The sequence below is a fragment of the Dinoroseobacter sp. PD6 genome, assembly GCF_028807315.1.
GTDB classification, from domain to species: domain Bacteria; phylum Pseudomonadota; class Alphaproteobacteria; order Rhodobacterales; family Rhodobacteraceae; genus Dinoroseobacter; species Dinoroseobacter shibae.
Genome location: NZ_JARAMN010000005.1, coordinates 244,191 through 259,282, shown reverse-complemented (window position 1 = coordinate 259,282; position 15,092 = coordinate 244,191). Strand labels below are relative to the sequence as shown.

15 protein-coding genes are annotated in these 15,092 nt (G+C 64.7%); 11 read left to right on the top strand and 4 right to left on the bottom strand.

Annotation, left to right across the window (positions count from 1 at the left end; genetic code table 11):
• Positions 1-129: 129 nt before the first annotated feature.
• Positions 130-804: a hypothetical protein gene (locus tag PVW48_RS11400; RefSeq protein ID WP_274581417.1), complete on the bottom strand. Its 675-nt coding sequence runs from the start codon at positions 802-804 to the stop codon at positions 130-132.
• An 18-nt stretch (positions 805-822) separates the two neighbouring features.
• Positions 823-3,156 carry a DNA topoisomerase IV subunit A gene (gene parC, locus PVW48_RS11395; RefSeq protein ID WP_274581416.1) on the bottom strand — a complete coding sequence of 778 codons (2,334 nt, stop codon included), beginning with the start codon at positions 3,154-3,156 and terminating at the stop codon, positions 823-825.
• 93 nt (positions 3,157-3,249) lie between these two features.
• Between parC and PVW48_RS11390 the strand changes: the two genes are divergently transcribed.
• The 5 genes from PVW48_RS11390 (at position 3,250) to PVW48_RS11370 (ending at position 6,871) form a co-directional block, all read left to right on the top strand.
• Positions 3,250-4,083, top strand: a complete 834-nt coding sequence (locus PVW48_RS11390; RefSeq protein ID WP_274581415.1) for an SDR family NAD(P)-dependent oxidoreductase — start codon at positions 3,250-3,252, stop codon at positions 4,081-4,083.
• 84 nt (positions 4,084-4,167) lie between these two features.
• Complete coding sequence (locus tag PVW48_RS11385; protein WP_012176901.1) at positions 4,168-4,383, top strand: twin transmembrane helix small protein; 216 nt, start codon at positions 4,168-4,170, stop codon at positions 4,381-4,383.
• A 3-nt stretch (positions 4,384-4,386) separates the two neighbouring features.
• A complete protein-coding gene (locus tag PVW48_RS11380) occupies positions 4,387-4,959 on the top strand; it encodes a cob(I)yrinic acid a,c-diamide adenosyltransferase (RefSeq protein WP_274581414.1) in 573 nt (190 codons plus the stop codon).
• Positions 4,960-5,186: 227 nt separating this feature from the next.
• A complete protein-coding gene (locus PVW48_RS11375) occupies positions 5,187-5,945 on the top strand; it encodes an electron transfer flavoprotein subunit beta/FixA family protein (protein WP_012176899.1) in 759 nt (252 codons plus the stop codon).
• Positions 5,945-6,871, top strand: coding sequence for an electron transfer flavoprotein subunit alpha/FixB family protein (locus PVW48_RS11370; protein WP_274581413.1), 927 nt, complete (start codon positions 5,945-5,947; stop codon positions 6,869-6,871). The genes PVW48_RS11375 and PVW48_RS11370 overlap by 1 nt, the downstream gene beginning before the upstream one ends.
• 66 nt (positions 6,872-6,937) lie before the next feature.
• Here PVW48_RS11370 and PVW48_RS11365 read toward each other — a convergent pair whose 3' ends face one another.
• Complete coding sequence (locus PVW48_RS11365; RefSeq protein ID WP_274581412.1) at positions 6,938-7,795, bottom strand: DUF6473 family protein; 858 nt, start codon at positions 7,793-7,795, stop codon at positions 6,938-6,940.
• A 160-nt stretch (positions 7,796-7,955) separates the two neighbouring features.
• Between PVW48_RS11365 and PVW48_RS11360 the strand changes: the two genes are divergently transcribed.
• A complete protein-coding gene (locus PVW48_RS11360; RefSeq protein WP_274581411.1) occupies positions 7,956-8,831 on the top strand; it encodes a 3-hydroxybutyryl-CoA dehydrogenase in 876 nt (291 codons plus the stop codon).
• Positions 8,832-8,953: 122 nt separating this feature from the next.
• Here PVW48_RS11360 and PVW48_RS11355 read toward each other — a convergent pair whose 3' ends face one another.
• On the bottom strand, positions 8,954-10,552 hold the full coding sequence (locus tag PVW48_RS11355; protein ID WP_012176895.1) for a phosphoenolpyruvate carboxykinase: 1,599 nt from the start codon (positions 10,550-10,552) through the stop codon (positions 8,954-8,956).
• A gap of 335 nt (positions 10,553-10,887) precedes the next feature.
• Here PVW48_RS11355 and PVW48_RS11350 point away from each other — a divergent pair, with 335 nt between their 5' ends.
• Genes PVW48_RS11350 through PVW48_RS11330 form a run of 5 tightly spaced genes read left to right on the top strand, consistent with a single transcriptional unit; the run spans position 10,888 to position 15,086 of the window.
• Complete coding sequence (locus PVW48_RS11350; RefSeq protein WP_012176894.1) at positions 10,888-11,589, top strand: response regulator transcription factor; 702 nt, start codon at positions 10,888-10,890, stop codon at positions 11,587-11,589.
• A complete protein-coding gene (locus PVW48_RS11345) occupies positions 11,586-13,304 on the top strand; it encodes a sensor N-terminal transmembrane domain-containing protein (protein ID WP_274581410.1) in 1,719 nt (572 codons plus the stop codon). Before PVW48_RS11350 ends, PVW48_RS11345 begins: the two co-directional genes overlap by 4 nt.
• A 17-nt stretch (positions 13,305-13,321) precedes the next feature.
• A complete protein-coding gene (locus PVW48_RS11340) occupies positions 13,322-13,744 on the top strand; it encodes an HPr kinase/phosphorylase (protein WP_245533031.1) in 423 nt (140 codons plus the stop codon).
• A 12-nt stretch (positions 13,745-13,756) separates the two neighbouring features.
• Positions 13,757-14,659, top strand: coding sequence for an RNase adapter RapZ (gene rapZ / locus PVW48_RS11335; RefSeq protein WP_012176891.1), 903 nt, complete (start codon positions 13,757-13,759; stop codon positions 14,657-14,659).
• A 37-nt stretch (positions 14,660-14,696) separates the two neighbouring features.
• Positions 14,697-15,086: a PTS sugar transporter subunit IIA gene (locus tag PVW48_RS11330; RefSeq protein WP_012176890.1), complete on the top strand. Its 390-nt coding sequence runs from the start codon at positions 14,697-14,699 to the stop codon at positions 15,084-15,086.
• Positions 15,087-15,092 lie beyond the last annotated feature (6 nt).

Genomic DNA, 15,092 nt, shown 5'->3' with positions numbered 1-15,092 from the left:
CACATGCGGTTTCGAACGCTCAAACTTTTCCTTAGCCATGGTGCACGGCGCCTCGTCTTTGGGGGTCGTGTCGGACCCGTTGCTGTAATCGCGCGCTGCCTACTTTTGTCTGAGGGAAAAATCAAGCGCTCAAATGCCCGGGCGGTCCGGTGCGGCGGGACGGGCGGGCGGGCGTGAGATGGACGCCGTCCCGGCGGCCGCTTCCGGGGTGATCTCGGTGACATCGACCTCGAAAGTCATGCCCTCTTCGAACGGGTTACGGACCACCTCGTAATCGAACCATTCGGGGTTGTCCTCCAGCCAGGTTTCGATCTGCCCCGCGGCGTTCTGGGCAAGGTTCAGAAGCTGCTCCTCGGCGGTCATGGTGAAGCCCGAGCCGACCACAGCATCCCCCGTGAGGCTTTCGAGCACGGTGAACTGCTTGCCGCCGGGCACAAGGTTCTCGCCCAGCGCGTCGTCGAACACGTTGACCGTCAGGACCATGACCGATTTCGGGGCGGCGATCACCGGCACGCCCGGCGGGGCCAGGAGGTAGCCCTCGACGATGATGCCGAGGTGATAGAGCCGCCCCCCGTCGTAGCGGCGGAAGCGGCGGTCGATCTCGGAGGTGATGGCCGCCTCGATCTGCTCTTCGGTGGCGACACGTCCGCCGGGCACGGTCTGGGCATTGTCCGCGATCACCACGTTGAAACCCAGCTCGAAAGCGCCCAGGTTGCGCTGCTCGCGCAGCTCCGCATGGTTGCCGCATGCGGCCAGAAGTGCTGCGAGCGCGAGTGCCGCGCTTCTCCGGACCCAAACCTGCATCGTCTCGCTCCTGCTCGTTCAGGTGAACTTGTTGTCCCGCGGAAAGCCGCGCGGCGCCATCCGGCCCGTGCCCGCCCGTTTGCCCGACCATTCGGCCAGTTCCGGGTCGGCCACGGTGCGGGTGCGCCCGCCCGCATCCAGCCATTGCAGCCCCTGCGCCCGGTCAAAACTGCGCAGGTCCGACAGTCCGCCATCCTTGTATTTCTGCAAGCGCACCCCCTTGCCGCGGCCCATCTCGGGCAACTCGTCGGCGGCAAAGACCAGCAGCTTGCGGTTCTCGCCGACCGCCGCGATGGCATCGCCCGCCAGCGGCCGGGCCAGAAGCGCGCGGTGGGGGGATTTCACGTTGAGCACCTGCTTGCCGGTGCGGGTCTGGGCCAGCACCTCTGTCTCGGGCACGATGAAACCGTCGCCCGCATCCGAGGCCACGATCAGCCGGCGCCCGGGCACGTGCAGAAACAGGTCCACCAGTTCGGCCTCGTTCGGCAAATCCACCATCAGCCGGATAGGCTCGCCCATGCCCCGCCCGCCGGGCAGGGCCGCGCAGGACAGGGTGTAGAACCGGCCATTGGCGCCGAAGGCCAAAAGCTTGTCGGTGGTCTCGGCGTGGAAGATGAACCGACCCTCGTCGCCATCCTTGAACTTCAGCGCCTGATCGAGCGCCACATGGCCCTTCATCGCGCGGATCCAGCCCATTTTCGAGCAGACCACCGTGATCGGTTCGCGTTCGATCATGTCCTCGAGGCTGACCTCGGCCATCTCAGTCGCCACGGCGAAATCCGTGCGACGCTTGCCCAGGGGCGTGCCCTTGCCAAACTGCTTGCGCACCTCGCGCAGCTCGTCGGCGATGCGCGCCCATTGCAGGGCCTCGTCGGCCAGAAGGTCTTCGAGCTCTGCCCGCTCGGCCATCAGCGCGTCACGCTCGGAGATCAGCTCCATCTCCTCCAGCCGCCGGAGCGAGCGCAGCCGCATGTTGAGGATCGCCTCGGCCTGCACCTCGGTCAGCTCGCCCTCGCCCGGCGCGGGGGTCTTGTAGTCGGCCTCGTCCGTGGCGCGGACATGCCTCAGGCTCCAGTCCTCGCGCATCAGCGCGGCCTTCGGATCCTCGTCATAGCGGATGATGTCGATCACCCGGTCGAGATTGAGGAAGGCCACGAGGAAGCCTTCGAGCACTTCGAGCCGGTGGTCGATCTTGGCCAGCCGGTGACGCGACCGGCGCCCGAGCACGTCGCGGCGGTGATCGAGAAAGGCGCGCAGCACCTCGCGCAGGGAGCAGACCTTGGGCGTGCGCCCGTCGATCAGCACATTCATATTCAGCGAGAATCGCGTCTCCAGCTCCGACAGGCGGAAGAGCGTGCCCATCAGAACCTCCGGGTCCACGTTCTTAGAGCGCGGCTCCAGCACGATACGGACGTCATCGGCGCTCTCGTCGCGGATGTCGGCGAGGATCGGCACCTTCTTGGTCTGGATCAGGTCGGCGATCTTCTCGATCAGCTTGGATTTCTGGACCTGGTAGGGGATCTCGGTAATCACGATCTGCCACTGACCCCGGCCCAGATCCTCGCGCGCCCAGCGTGCGCGCAGCCGGAACGCCCCGCGCCCGGTGGCATAGGCCTGGGCGATGCTCTCCTTCGGCTCTACGATCACGCCGCCGGTGGGGAAATCGGGGCCGGGGATCATCTCCAACAGGGTCTCGTCGCGGGCGTTGGGCGCGCGGATCAGGTGCAGGCAACCATCGATCAGCTCATGCAGGTTGTGGGGCGGGATGTTGGTCGCCATTCCCACGGCGATCCCGCTCGACCCGTTGGCCAGCAGGTTGGGAAACGCCGCGGGCAGCACTTCGGGCTCGGTCAGGGTGCCGTCATAGTTGTCGCGGAAATCGACCGCGTTCTCGGCCAGCCCTTCCATCAACGCCTCGGCGGCAGCGGTCAGGCGGGCCTCGGTGTATCGGCTCGCAGCCGGGTTATCGCCATCGATATTGCCGAAGTTCCCCTGCCCATCCACCAGCGGGTACCGGACGTTGAAATCCTGCGCCAGCCGGGCCATCGCGTCGTATATCGCGGCATCCCCGTGAGGGTGGTAGTTGCCCATCACGTCGCCGGAGATCTTGGCGGATTTTCGGAACCCCCCGGTGGCGCTCAGCCGCAGCTCTCGCATGGCATAGAGGATCCGCCGGTGCACGGGTTTGAGACCATCGCGGGCATCGGGCAACGCCCGGTGCATGATCGTGCTGAGCGCATATTGCAGGTACCGCGCCCCGATCGCACGGCGCAGGGGCTCGGAGGTCTGGGCCGCGCCCAGCTCTTCGGCGTCCGGATCGTCCATGTTGGGGTCGTCTGTCGTGTCGCTCATAGATGCTGTGTAGCCGCGTCGATTGTCCGGGTAAAGCCGCGCGTGGCGTGATCGAGGCTTGCTCTCCGCGCGGCGCGGGGGCACTCAGGGGGCATGACGCAACGCTCCCTCCTGATCACCGGCTGTTCGTCGGGCATCGGCCTCGATGCGGCCCGCGGCCTGCGCGCCCGCGGCTGGCAGGTCTTCGCCGCCTGCAAGAAGCCCCGCGACTGCGCCCGGCTGGAAGCAGAGGGCTTCGTCAGCCCGCGTATAGATTACACCGACACCGCCAGCATCGAGGCCGGTCTGGCGCAAGTGATGGAGGTGACGGGCGGCACGCTCGACGCACTGTTCAACAACGGCGCCCACGCGATCCCCGGCGCGGTGGAGGATTTGCCGACGGACGCCCTGCGCGCCAATTTCGAGGCGAATTTCTTCGGCTGGCACGAGTTGACGCGCCGGGTGATCCCGGTGATGCGCGCCCAGGGCCATGGCAGGATCGTGCAGAATTCCTCGGTCCTCGGCTTCGTCACCCTGCCCTGGCGGGCGTCCTACGTGTCGACCAAATTCGCGCTGGAAGGGCTCACCGATACCTTGCGAATCGAGATGGCCGATACCCCGATCCACGTGATCCTGATCGAGCCGGGGCCGATCACCAGCCGGATCCGCGAGAACTCGATCCCCCATTTCGTCAAGTGGATCGACTGGCGCGCCTCGCCCCGCGCGGCACAATACGAAAGCCGACTGCTCAAGCGGCTCTATGACGACAGCGGCCCGGACAAGTTCGAGCTGCCCGCGCAGGCAGTGACCGACAAGCTGATCCACGCACTGGAATCGCCCCGCCCGCGGCCGCGCTATTACGTCACCACGCCGACCTACATCATGGGCGCGGCACGGCGGCTTCTGCCGACCCGCTGGCTCGATCGGTTGATCCGCAAGGCCGGTTGAGCGGTTTTCACCCGCGCGGCCTTCGCTTTTCGCGCGGACCCGACTAGGTAGCCCTGCAACGCAATGACACCGGAAGGATGCCCCATGGCCCAGGACCCTCTTTTCATCGTGATGGCAATCGCCATGCTGGCCGTGGTGGGCATCCTGCTGTTCGGGATCGGCAGTTTCGCCAAGGGCGGCGACTTCAACAAGAAATACGCCAACAAGGCAATGCGCTGGCGGATCGCGGCGCAGTTCATCGCGGTGCTGCTGATCCTGCTGTTCGTGTTCGTGCGTCGACAAACGACAGGTGAGGGATAGGACATGGTCGTTCTCAACAAGATTTATACGAAAACCGGCGATGCGGGCGAGACCGCCCTCGGCAACGGGGCACGGGTGGCCAAGCATGCGATGCGGGTCGCCGCTTACGGCACGGTGGACGAGACCAACGCCACCGTGGGGCTGGCGCGCCAGCACGCGACCGGCGAAATGGATACGCAGCTGGCGATGATCCAGAACGACCTGTTCGACCTGGGCGCGGACCTGTGCCGCCCGGACATGGAGAAGGACGCCGAGGCCGAGTATCCGCCCCTGCGCATGGCCGACAGCCAGGTCGCCCGGCTGGAGGCAGAGATCGACGCGATGAACAAGGATCTCGAACCGCTGCGCAGCTTCATCCTGCCCGGTGGCTCGGCGCTGGCCGCACAGCTGCACCTGTGCCGGACGGTGTCCCGCCGAGCCGAGCGCCTGTCGGTGGAACTGGCCACGATCGAAACGGTCAATCCGGCGGCGGTGAAATACCTCAACCGGCTGTCGGACTGGTTTTTCGTGGCTGGCCGCGTGGCCAACAGCAACGGCGCGGACGACGTGCTCTGGGTTCCGGGTGCGAACCGCTGACCTCAAGGGGCCGCGGCAGAACCATGGGCTTTGGCGCCCGGAAGCGCAAACCGCTGATACCACCCCGTTCCGACCAGTGATGGTCATGGCAGGCTTGGACAAAACGCGGCGTCGCGGACGGAATTGAGGTCGATTTTGACCTGTTTTCCCTGCGCGTAACCCGCTACATCCCTGCCAGAGAGTTTTTGCGCCCGCCCCGGCGGCGCCAAGATAGGAGAGACCCGCTCATGAAGGTTTTGGTGCCTGTAAAGCGCGTGATCGACTACAACGTGAAGGTTCGCGTGAAGGCGGACGGGAGCGGGGTCGATCTTGCCAACGTAAAGATGTCGATGAACCCTTTCGACGAGATCGCCGTCGAGGAGGCGATCCGCCTGAAGGAGGCCGGTGTCGCCACCGAGATCGTCGCCGTGTCCATCGGCGTGAAACAGTCCCAGGAAACCCTGCGCACAGCGCTCGCCATGGGGGCGGACCGCGCCATCCTGATCGTGGCCACCGATGACGTCCACACCGATATCGAACCGCTCGCCGTGGCCAAGCTGCTGGCAGCGGTGGTCCGGGAGGAAGAGCCGGGGCTCGTGCTGTGCGGCAAGCAGGCGATCGACAACGACATGAACGCCACGGGCCAGATGCTCTCGGCGCTGCTGGGCTGGTCCCAGGCGACCTTCGCCTCGGAGGTGAAGATCGATGGCGCGCACGCCCATGTCACCCGCGAGGTCGATGGCGGCTTGCAGACGATCAAGGTGAAACTGCCGGCCATCGTGTCGGTGGATCTGCGCCTGAACGAGCCGCGCTATGCGTCGCTGCCCAACATCATGAAGGCCAAGAAGAAGCCGCTGGATGAAAAGACCCCCGCGGATTACGGCGTGGACATCACCCCGCGGCTGAGCGTGCTGAAGACCGCCGAGCCCGCGGAACGCGCGGCCGGGATCAAGGTGGGCTCGGTCGACGAGCTTGTGGCGAAACTCAAGGAAGCAGGAGCTGTCTGATGGCTGTTTTGTGTCTTGCGGAAGTGACCGATGGAACCCTGGCCATGGACGCCACCGCCAAGGCGGTCACCGCCGCCGGGGCGCTGGGGGACGTGACGCTGCTCTGTGTCGGGGCGTCGGCCAAGGCGGCTGCCGCCGAGGCCGCGACGATCTCGGGCGTCGCCAAGGTCCTGGTGGCTGAGGATCCGTTGTATGGGCACCGTCTGGCGGAGCCCGTCGCGACCTTGATCGCGTCCCTGGCGGCGGACTATTCGCATGTGGTGGCCCCGGCGACCACGGATGCCAAGAACATCATGCCGCGGGTGGCCGCACTGCTCGACGTCATGGTGCTGTCGGATGTGACCGCGGTGGTGGATGCCGACACGTTCGAGCGCCCGATCTATGCGGGAAACGCGATCCAGACGGTGAAATCAGCCGATCCCACCAAGGTGATCACGTTCCGGACCTCCACCTTCGATGTCGCACCGTTGGGCGGGTCCGCCCCGGTCGAGGAGATCGCGGCGGCCGACAACCCGGGCCTGAGCGAATGGGTCGAGGACAAGGTCGCCGAGAGCGACCGGCCCGAGCTGACCTCCGCCGGGGTGGTGGTCTCGGGAGGTCGCGGCGTCGGGTCCGAGGATGACTTCGCCCTGATCGAGAAGCTCGCCGACAAGCTCGGAGCCGCCGTGGGCGCCTCCCGCGCTGCGGTGGATTCGGGCTACGCGCCCAACGACTGGCAGGTCGGTCAGACCGGCAAGGTCGTGGCGCCGGAGCTTTACGTGGCCGTGGGCATCTCCGGCGCGATCCAGCACCTGGCGGGCATGAAGGACAGCAAGGTGATCGTTGCGATCAACAAGGACGAGGAGGCCCCGATCTTCCAGGTCGCCGATTACGGCCTAGTCGCGGACCTGTTCTCCGCCGTGCCGGAACTGACCGAGAAACTCTGAGGCCGGAAACCCGGAAAGAACAAAGCCCCGCCTGCCGCGCGGGGCTTTTTTTCGCCTGGCCCGGGACTACCCGGCAAGGGTCTCCTGCACGCCGGCCCGCCCCGGGCCGATACCGATCCGCTGCAAGGGATCGAGCAAGGACAGAGCGGCTTCGTCCAGAAGGGCTGCCCGTGGCAGGGCCGACAGGATCCGCGCATGGGTGTCGGGCACCTGCATCCCTGCAAAGCCTCTTGCACGCAGCGCAGCCGTCTCCCGCACCTCTACGACGCTGTCGGCCAGTTCCGAGACCGCATGCACCGCCGCGCGGTCTACGAGGAAGGGTTCCTGAGCCATGCCGTCGGTCCCCTCGGCTGGTTTCGGCACCAGCCAAAGCAGGATCCTCGGCCCTTCGAGGGCACGTAGCAAGGCACACATGCCTTCGACCCAGGAGGCGCGCAGTTCCTCCACCACGGTTTCGAACCGGGCGGGGGAAGTCATCTGCATCAGGCGCAACAAGTGCCGCGTGAAATGGATCTCCGACAGGTCAAGTTCGGGGAAGGCCTTCCGCAGAAGGCGGGTCGGCGCCACGAAGCGGTCGTTGCGACGCGGGTGCACCCGGTAGAACCGGTTGGACATGTTCTGCGCCGCGACCAGCTCGATGACCGTGGCCGCCCCATTTTCGGCTACTGAAAGCATGGGGTCCGATCGCATCAGGTCGAGCCCCGCATTCATGACACCAAGGTTGACGCAGGCATGGCCCGTGACCGCCTCCACCCGGTCGGGGATCGCGGTTTCGGCATATTTGCCATAGAAACTCGTCCCTCCCAAAAAGGTCACATAGGGCCCTTCGAGGGACCGTTCCGGCCCCCGAAAGGCCATATCGAGGCCGGGATAGAAACACGGCGCGGACTCCGGCGGCGCCACGCCATGACGTTCATATGTCATCTCGCATAACTCATTTTCGACTCACCCGGACCCAACTTGCGGCCAAAGCTTTAGCGAACCCCTAACCCTCTATTTTACCGATATTTTTATCTTTCTGTTTTCCTTGCAGTCGACTCGACGCGCACCGTATGCTGCGACGGCACAAGGATTGAGGCACAGAATGGACATCAAGTCGGTGGGCGTGATCGGCGCCGGGCAAATGGGAAATGGCATCGCCCATGTTTTTGCAGTTGCCGGGTTCGACGTCATGATGACCGACATATCCCAGGACGCGCTGGACCAGGCCATGGCGCTGATCCGGCGAAACCTGGAACGGCAGGTCAGCCGCGAGAAGATCAGCCGTGAAGACATGGAAGCCGCCATGGCGCGGATCACCACCACCCTGAAGCTGCCGGAACTGGGCCAGACCGACCTGGTCATCGAAGCCGCGACGGAACGGGAAACGGTCAAATCCGCGATCTTCGAGGACCTGCAACCGCATCTGAAACCCGAGACGATCCTGACCTCGAACACCTCTTCGATTTCGATCACCCGGCTGGCAAGCCGCACGGACCGGCCCGAGCGGTTCATGGGATTTCACTTCATGAACCCGGTGCCGGTGATGCAATTGGTGGAACTGATTCGCGGCATCGCGACGGATGAGGCGACCTACAAGACGCTGCTGGGCGTGGTCGAAAAGCTGGGCAAGACGGCTGCGAGCGCCGAGGATTTCCCCGCCTTCATCGTGAACCGGATCCTGATGCCGATGATCAACGAGGCGGTCTATACGCTTTACGAGGGCGTCGGCTCCGTGCGGTCGATCGACGAGTCGATGAAACTGGGCGCGAACCACCCCATGGGGCCGCTGGAGTTGGCGGATTTCATCGGGCTGGACACCTGCCTTGCGATCATGAACGTGCTCCACGACGGGCTGGCGGATACCAAGTACCGCCCCTGCCCGCTGCTGACGAAATATGTCGAGGCCGGCTGGCTCGGGCGCAAGACACAGCGGGGCTTCTACGACTACCGCGGCGAGGTGCCGGTTCCGACCCGCTGAGCGGAGTAACGGCCTTGGAAGGCCGTTGACAAGGATTTTGCAAAATCCTTGCACTAGCGGCCCCTGAGACACAAAAAGCCCCGTTCTGCCGAACGGGGCTTTGTCTTGGGCGGGGCGGCGGCTCAGCCGATGGCGACCGCTTTCACGTCCTCGTCGATATAAGGCACGTATTGCGCGAAATTCTCCGCGAACATCTCCACCAGCTTCTGCGCCTGTGCATCATAGGCGGCGCTGTCCTCCCAGGTGCCCCTGGGATCCAGAAGCGTGGCATCGACCCCATGCACCGTCACCGGCACATCGAAGCCGAAATTCGCGTCCTTGCGGAAGGTGGCATCGGCCAGCGAGCCATCCAGCGCCGCGGTCAGCAGCGCTCGGGTCGCCTTGATCGGCATCCGCGACCCGGTGCCATAGGCGCCGCCGGTCCAACCGGTGTTCACCAGCCAGCAGGTCGCGCCATGCTTGGCGATCTTCTCCTGCAGGAGCTTGCCGTAGACCTCGGGCCGCCGCGGCATGAAGGGTGCCCCGAAGCAGGTCGAAAAGGTCGGCTCCGGCTCGGTCACGCCCCGCTCTGTCCCCGCCACCTTGGAGGTGAAGCCCGACAGGAAATGATACATCGCCTGCGCCGGGGTCAGCCGCGAAATCGGGGGCAACACGCCAAACGCGTCACAGGTCAGCATGATGATGTTCTTGGGATGCCCGCCAAGCGCTGTCTCGGACGCGTTCGATATGTAGTTCAGCGGATAGGCGCAGCGCATGTTCGCCGTCAGGCTGTCATCCTCGAAATCCAGGTCCAGCGTTTCGGGATCGAACACCATGTTCTCGATCACGGTGCCGAACATCTCGGTCGTGGCGTAGATCTCCGGCTCGGCTTCGGCACTCAGATTGATCGTCTTGGCGTAGCAGCCGCCTTCGAAGTTGAAGGTGCCGCGCTCGGACCAGCCATGCTCGTCATCGCCGATCAGGACCCGTTCGGGATCCGCCGACAGGGTCGTCTTGCCGGTGCCCGAGAGGCCGAAGAATACCGCGGTGTCCACCGGATTGCCGACCGCGTGATTGGCCGAGCAATGCATTGGCATGATCCCCTTCTCGGGCAGCATGTAGTTCAGCAGCGTAAAGACCGATTTCTTGTTCTCGCCGGCATATTCCGTCCCGCCGATCAGGATCAGCTTGCGGTCGAAATTCAGCGCGATCACCGTGTCGGACCGGCAGTCATGCTTGGCCGGGTCGGCCTTGAAGCTCGGGCAGTTGATGATCGTGAAATCCGCGGTGAAACTGTCGAGTTCGCCCCGCTCCGGACGGCGCAGCATGTGGCGGATGAACAGCCCGTGCCACGCGAGCTCGGTGATCACGCGCACATCGAGGCGGTGCGCCGGATCGGCCCCCCCGAAAAGGTCCTGAACGAAATATTCCTTGCCCTTCATGTGGGCGAGCATATCCGCATACAGCGCGTCGAAGCCCTCGGAGGACATCTCGGCATTGTTGTCCCACCAGATCGTGTCCGCCACGGAAGGAGTCTTGACCACGTGCTTGTCCTTGGGGGAGCGGCCGGTGTACTTGCCCGTCTCGACCAAGAACGCACCGCCCTTGCCCAGCGTGCCTTCCTCGCGTTTGAGCGCTTCCTGGATCAGCGCAGGCTCGATCAGGTTATAGTGGACTGCGCCCAGCCCGTTGATACCCTGATCCTCCAACGTGAAAGTTGGATTCACCCGTCCATTTGCCATGTCTGAGCTCCTGCTTCGTTACACACCGCCGCCGCGGTCGGGACCCGAAATTCATCGAAGGCGGCGCTCCCGCAGGGCGCCCACCACATGTGCAGGCCGTATACCATGGGGTCCGCGGCGAAGAACAGGACCGTTCGGCACAGTTAGCGCAACCACGCCAGGGTTTAGCGCAATCAGATTTCGTAAAAGTCGCGAAATTAGAGCTTTGTTATTCGATTTGGTGTGATTTGGGGGCGTCATACCCCTGTCTTGACGAGAAACACGTTGATTCTCAGGCGGCGAGCCAACATCGTCGCGACCAAAGGAAGGCAGGCAGCAGCAGAAGGAATTCGCTCATGTCGCGGATCGCACTGGTCGACGACGACCGCAATATCCTGACGTCCGTCTCCATCACACTGGAAGCCGAAGGGTTCGAGGTGGAAACCTATAATGACGGGCAATCCGCGCTCGATGCCTTCACGCGCAGGATGCCGGAGCTGGGTGTTTTCGACATCAAGATGCCCCGTATGGACGGGATGGACCTGCTCCAGCGGGTCCGCCAGAAAAGCCGGATGCCGGTGATTTTTCTGACCTCCAAGGATGATGAGATCGACGAGGTTCTGGGCCTGCGAATGGGCGCGGACGACTATGTCAAGAAGCCGTTTTCCCAGCGCCTGCTGGTGGAGCGTATCCGTGCCCTGCTGCGCCGCCAACAGGCCGTGGCGAACCACGAGGCCGGGGATATCGATGAAAGCAAGGTGATGGTGCGGGGCAACCTGACCATGGACCCGCTGCGCCACGCGGTCAGCTGGAAAGGCGAGGACGTGGCCCTGACGGTGACGGAATTCCTGCTGCTGCAGGCGCTCGCGCAACGGCCAGGCTTCGTCAAGAGTCGGGACCAGTTGATGGACGTCGCCTATGATGATCAGGTTTATGTGGATGACCGGACCATCGACAGTCACATCAAGCGGCTGCGCAAGAAAATGCGATCGGTGGACGAGAACTTCACCGCGATCGAAACGCTCTATGGCATAGGGTACAAGTACAACGAAGAATGACCTTGGCAGCAGACCCCGACCCTTCGCAGAGCGGCCCCTCCGGATCCCTGCATCCGGCGGATGGCGGCGGCGTGGATGCTACGCGGGCGGACCGGAAGGCCGCGCGCTCGGGTCGGGAACGCTTGCAGCGCGGCCTGGCAATCAACAGCTCCCCGCTGGCGCGCAAGATCATCTCCTTCAACCTTCTGGCCCTTCTGGTGCTGGTGGTCGGGGTGCTCTACCTCAACCCGTTCCGCGACAGCCTGGTGTTCCAGCGCGAGCAGGGCTTGGTGTTCGAGGCGCATCTGATTGCGGATGTGTTCGAGGCCGTGGCGGAAACGCAAGAGGCGGACGCGGATCTCCGCAGTATCGACATCCCGCGGCTGGTGGCATCCCTCGACCTGGCGCCGTCTCTGGAGCTGTTCGTCTTCGATCCGGCGGGCAACATCCTTGCGCGCGCCGAGGGTGCCAAACGATCCGAATGGGTCGCCCTGTCGGAACAGAACGCGCCGAAGCCGACGATCATCACGGATTTTCTCAACGGTATCTGGGAGCTGATCGCCAAGCTCGTCGGACAGGAAAGGTTGCCCCTGTTGCCTCCCGGGGCGGACCAGGCCCGCAGCCTGCTGCCCGGCGCGTTGTCGGGACGCACCACCATCGAGAACAGCGTGGACCCCTCCGGCAACCAGATCTTCGCCGTGGGCACCCCGATCCTGCTGGGCGGGGAGGTCAAGGGGATCGTCGCCCTGACCACGGCGTCGGGGGAGATCGACGCGCTGGTGCAGAACGAGCGGGAGCAGTTCCTGCAGATGTTCATGGTGGCGCTGCTGGTCTCGATCGGCCTGAGCCTCGTGCTCGCCGGGACCATCGCCAATCCGCTGTCCGACCTCGCCGCCGCGGCCGAACTCGGCCGTGATCGCAACGCCCGCAAGATGAACCCCGGCCGCGTCCGGATCCCGGACCTGACCGCGCGCCCGGACGAGATCGGCCGCCTGAGCGGCGCGTTGCGAGGGATGGTTGCCGCGCTTTATGACCGGATCGACGCCAACGAACAGTTCGCGGCCGACGTGGCCCATGAAATCAAGAACCCGCTCGCCTCCCTGCGCTCGGCGACCGGGACGCTGCGGGTGGCCAAGCGCGAAGACCAAAGACAGAGACTGCTTGAAGTGATTGAACACGATGTGCGGCGCCTGGACAGGCTTGTCTCGGATATCTCCAACGCCTCGCGGCTCGACAGCGAACTGGTCAAGGAGGAGGAAGAGACCTTCGACCTGATCCGGATGCTCCGGGCGCTGACCGACTTCCATGCGGAAGAAGCGCAAACCCAGGGGATCGATTTCATCACCGACCTGCCGCCCGGACCGATGACCATCCAGGGGCTGGAGCCGCGCCTCGCACAGGTTTTCGTCAACCTGCTGAGCAATGCGATCTCCTTCTGTGAGAGCGGCGATGCGGTACGGCTATGGGTGCGCCGGCGCGACAACCGCGCGTTGATCGTGGTCGAGGATACCGGACCAGGCATTCCCGAAGAGGCCCTGACCAAGATCTTCACCCGGTTCTATTCCGAACGCCCGGAGCGGCAATTCGGCAACCACTCGGGCCTCGGCCTCGCGATCTCGAAACAGATCATCGATGCCCATGGCGGCGTGATCTGGGCCGAGAACATCCGCCCCACCGAAGACGACATCACCTCCGCCCCCCTCGGCGCGCGGTTCGTGGTCGGCCTGCCTCTCTGACGATGCACGATGCCGAGATGCTCCACGCCACCAGCGTCGCCGCCTCGGGCCGGGCGTTGCTGATCGCGGGGGCCGCGGGGGCGGGCAAATCCAGCCTGGCGCTGCAATTGATCGCCTTCGGCGCGCGGCTGATCTCGGACGACCGGACCGAGCTGCGCGCGGTGGACGGCACCCTCGTCGCCCATCCCGCGCCCAATATCGCCGGCAAGATCGAGGCCCGCGGGCTCGGGATACTGTCGGTTCCCGCAGCCCCACCGACGCCGGTCGCAGCCCTCGTCGACCTGGACCAGATCGAGACCGCCCGCCTGCCCCCGTTTCGCATCCGCCGCATGCTTGATGTCGACCTCCCGCTGCTTCACAAGGTGGACAGCCCGTCTTTTGCCGCGGCCCTCTGGCTCTACCTTCACCATGAACGATGGGCCCCGCACCCGCCCGATTGAGCCTGACCCGACATGACCGATACAGCGCCAACGCCCGAAAAGATGCCGCAGAAGATCGTGCTGGTCACCGGGCCGTCCGGCGCCGGCCGGACCACGGCCATCCGCGCCCTCGAAGATCTCGGCTTTGAGGCCATCGACAACATGCCGATCTCGCTGGTTCCCCGGCTGCTGGACGGCCCGCCGTTGGCGCGCCCGCTGGCGCTCGGGCTGGATGCCCGCACGCGGGATTTCAGCGTGACCGCGGTCGCGGACCTGTTGCACCTGCTCGCCGAGGATCCAAGGGCCGATGCGCAACTGCTGTTTCTCGATGCCTCCCCCCGGGTTCTGACGCGCCGGTTCTCCGAGACCCGCCGCCGCCATCCCCTCGCGCCGCTCGAAAGCCCGATGGACGGCATCGCGCGGGAGACCGATCTGCTCGCCCCGATCCGGGCGCGGGCCGACGTGGTGATCGACACCTCCGAGCTGTCCCCCCACGACCTGCGGGCCGAAATGCTGCGCTGGTTCGGCGACCGCGACAGTTTGCGCCTGGCGATCACGGTCCAATCCTTTTCCTACAAACGCGGCGTGCCCCAGGGCACGGACATGGTGTTCGACGTCCGCTTCCTGCGAAACCCGTATTGGGAGGACACCCTACGCCGCCTGGACGGACGCGACGCCCGGGTGCAGGACTATGTGTCCGCGGATCCGCGTTTCGACAGTTTCTTTGACAATATCGCCTCGCTCGTTCGATTGTTGCTGCCCGCCTACCGCGAAGAGGGAAAATCGCACCTCTCCATTGGCTTCGGTTGCACCGGCGGGCAACATCGCAGCGTCACCGTCGCAGAAAAGCTCTCCGCGGCTCTTGTCGCCGAGGGGTGGCAGGTATCTAACAGACACTTGGAACTGTCGCGCCGATCCATCGGGGCGCAGTCCTGAGTGTCAGTTCACCCAATCTGAGCCCAAGGGAGGCCACGTGATTGGAATTGTAATCGTTGCGCACGGGGGTCTCGCGAAAGAGTATCTTCTGGCTGTCGAGCACGTGGTCGGCAAACAGGATGGCATGCGCGCGATCTCGATCGCGGCCGATTGCGACCGCCCGGCCAAGCAGGCGGAAATCTGCGCTGCGGCGGATGCCGTGGATACCGGCGGCGGCGTGGTGATCGTGACCGACATGTTCGGCGGCTCTCCGTCCAACCTTGCGCTGAATGCCTCTGCCCGGGAAGACCGGAGAATCGTCTACGGCGCCAACCTACCGATGCTAATCAAGCTCGCAAAATCCCGCAACGCCCCGGTGCAGGATGCCGTGAGGCTTTCACTCGAGGCGGGGCGCAAGTATATAAACAGCTTCGACGGCAAGGTCTGAGGGAGG

Bases quoted from the DNA above. Each gene is read 5' to 3' on its own strand.
- PVW48_RS11400 (WP_274581417.1), bottom strand. From the start codon at position 804: ATGCAGGTTTGGGTCCGGAGAAGCGCGGCACTCGCGCTCGCAGCACTT.
- parC (WP_274581416.1), bottom strand. From the start codon at position 3,156: ATGAGCGACACGACAGACGACCCCAACATGGACGATCCGGACGCCGAA.
- PVW48_RS11390 (WP_274581415.1), top strand. From the start codon at position 3,250: ATGACGCAACGCTCCCTCCTGATCACCGGCTGTTCGTCGGGCATCGGC.
- PVW48_RS11385 (WP_012176901.1), top strand. From the start codon at position 4,168: ATGGCCCAGGACCCTCTTTTCATCGTGATGGCAATCGCCATGCTGGCC.
- PVW48_RS11380 (WP_274581414.1), top strand. From the start codon at position 4,387: ATGGTCGTTCTCAACAAGATTTATACGAAAACCGGCGATGCGGGCGAG.
- PVW48_RS11375 (WP_012176899.1), top strand. From the start codon at position 5,187: ATGAAGGTTTTGGTGCCTGTAAAGCGCGTGATCGACTACAACGTGAAG.
- PVW48_RS11370 (WP_274581413.1), top strand. From the start codon at position 5,945: ATGGCTGTTTTGTGTCTTGCGGAAGTGACCGATGGAACCCTGGCCATG.
- PVW48_RS11365 (WP_274581412.1), bottom strand. From the start codon at position 7,795: ATGACATATGAACGTCATGGCGTGGCGCCGCCGGAGTCCGCGCCGTGT.
- PVW48_RS11360 (WP_274581411.1), top strand. From the start codon at position 7,956: ATGGACATCAAGTCGGTGGGCGTGATCGGCGCCGGGCAAATGGGAAAT.
- PVW48_RS11355 (WP_012176895.1), bottom strand. From the start codon at position 10,552: ATGGCAAATGGACGGGTGAATCCAACTTTCACGTTGGAGGATCAGGGT.
- PVW48_RS11350 (WP_012176894.1), top strand. From the start codon at position 10,888: ATGTCGCGGATCGCACTGGTCGACGACGACCGCAATATCCTGACGTCC.
- PVW48_RS11345 (WP_274581410.1), top strand. From the start codon at position 11,586: ATGACCTTGGCAGCAGACCCCGACCCTTCGCAGAGCGGCCCCTCCGGA.
- PVW48_RS11340 (WP_245533031.1), top strand. From the start codon at position 13,322: ATGCTCCACGCCACCAGCGTCGCCGCCTCGGGCCGGGCGTTGCTGATC.
- rapZ (WP_012176891.1), top strand. From the start codon at position 13,757: ATGACCGATACAGCGCCAACGCCCGAAAAGATGCCGCAGAAGATCGTG.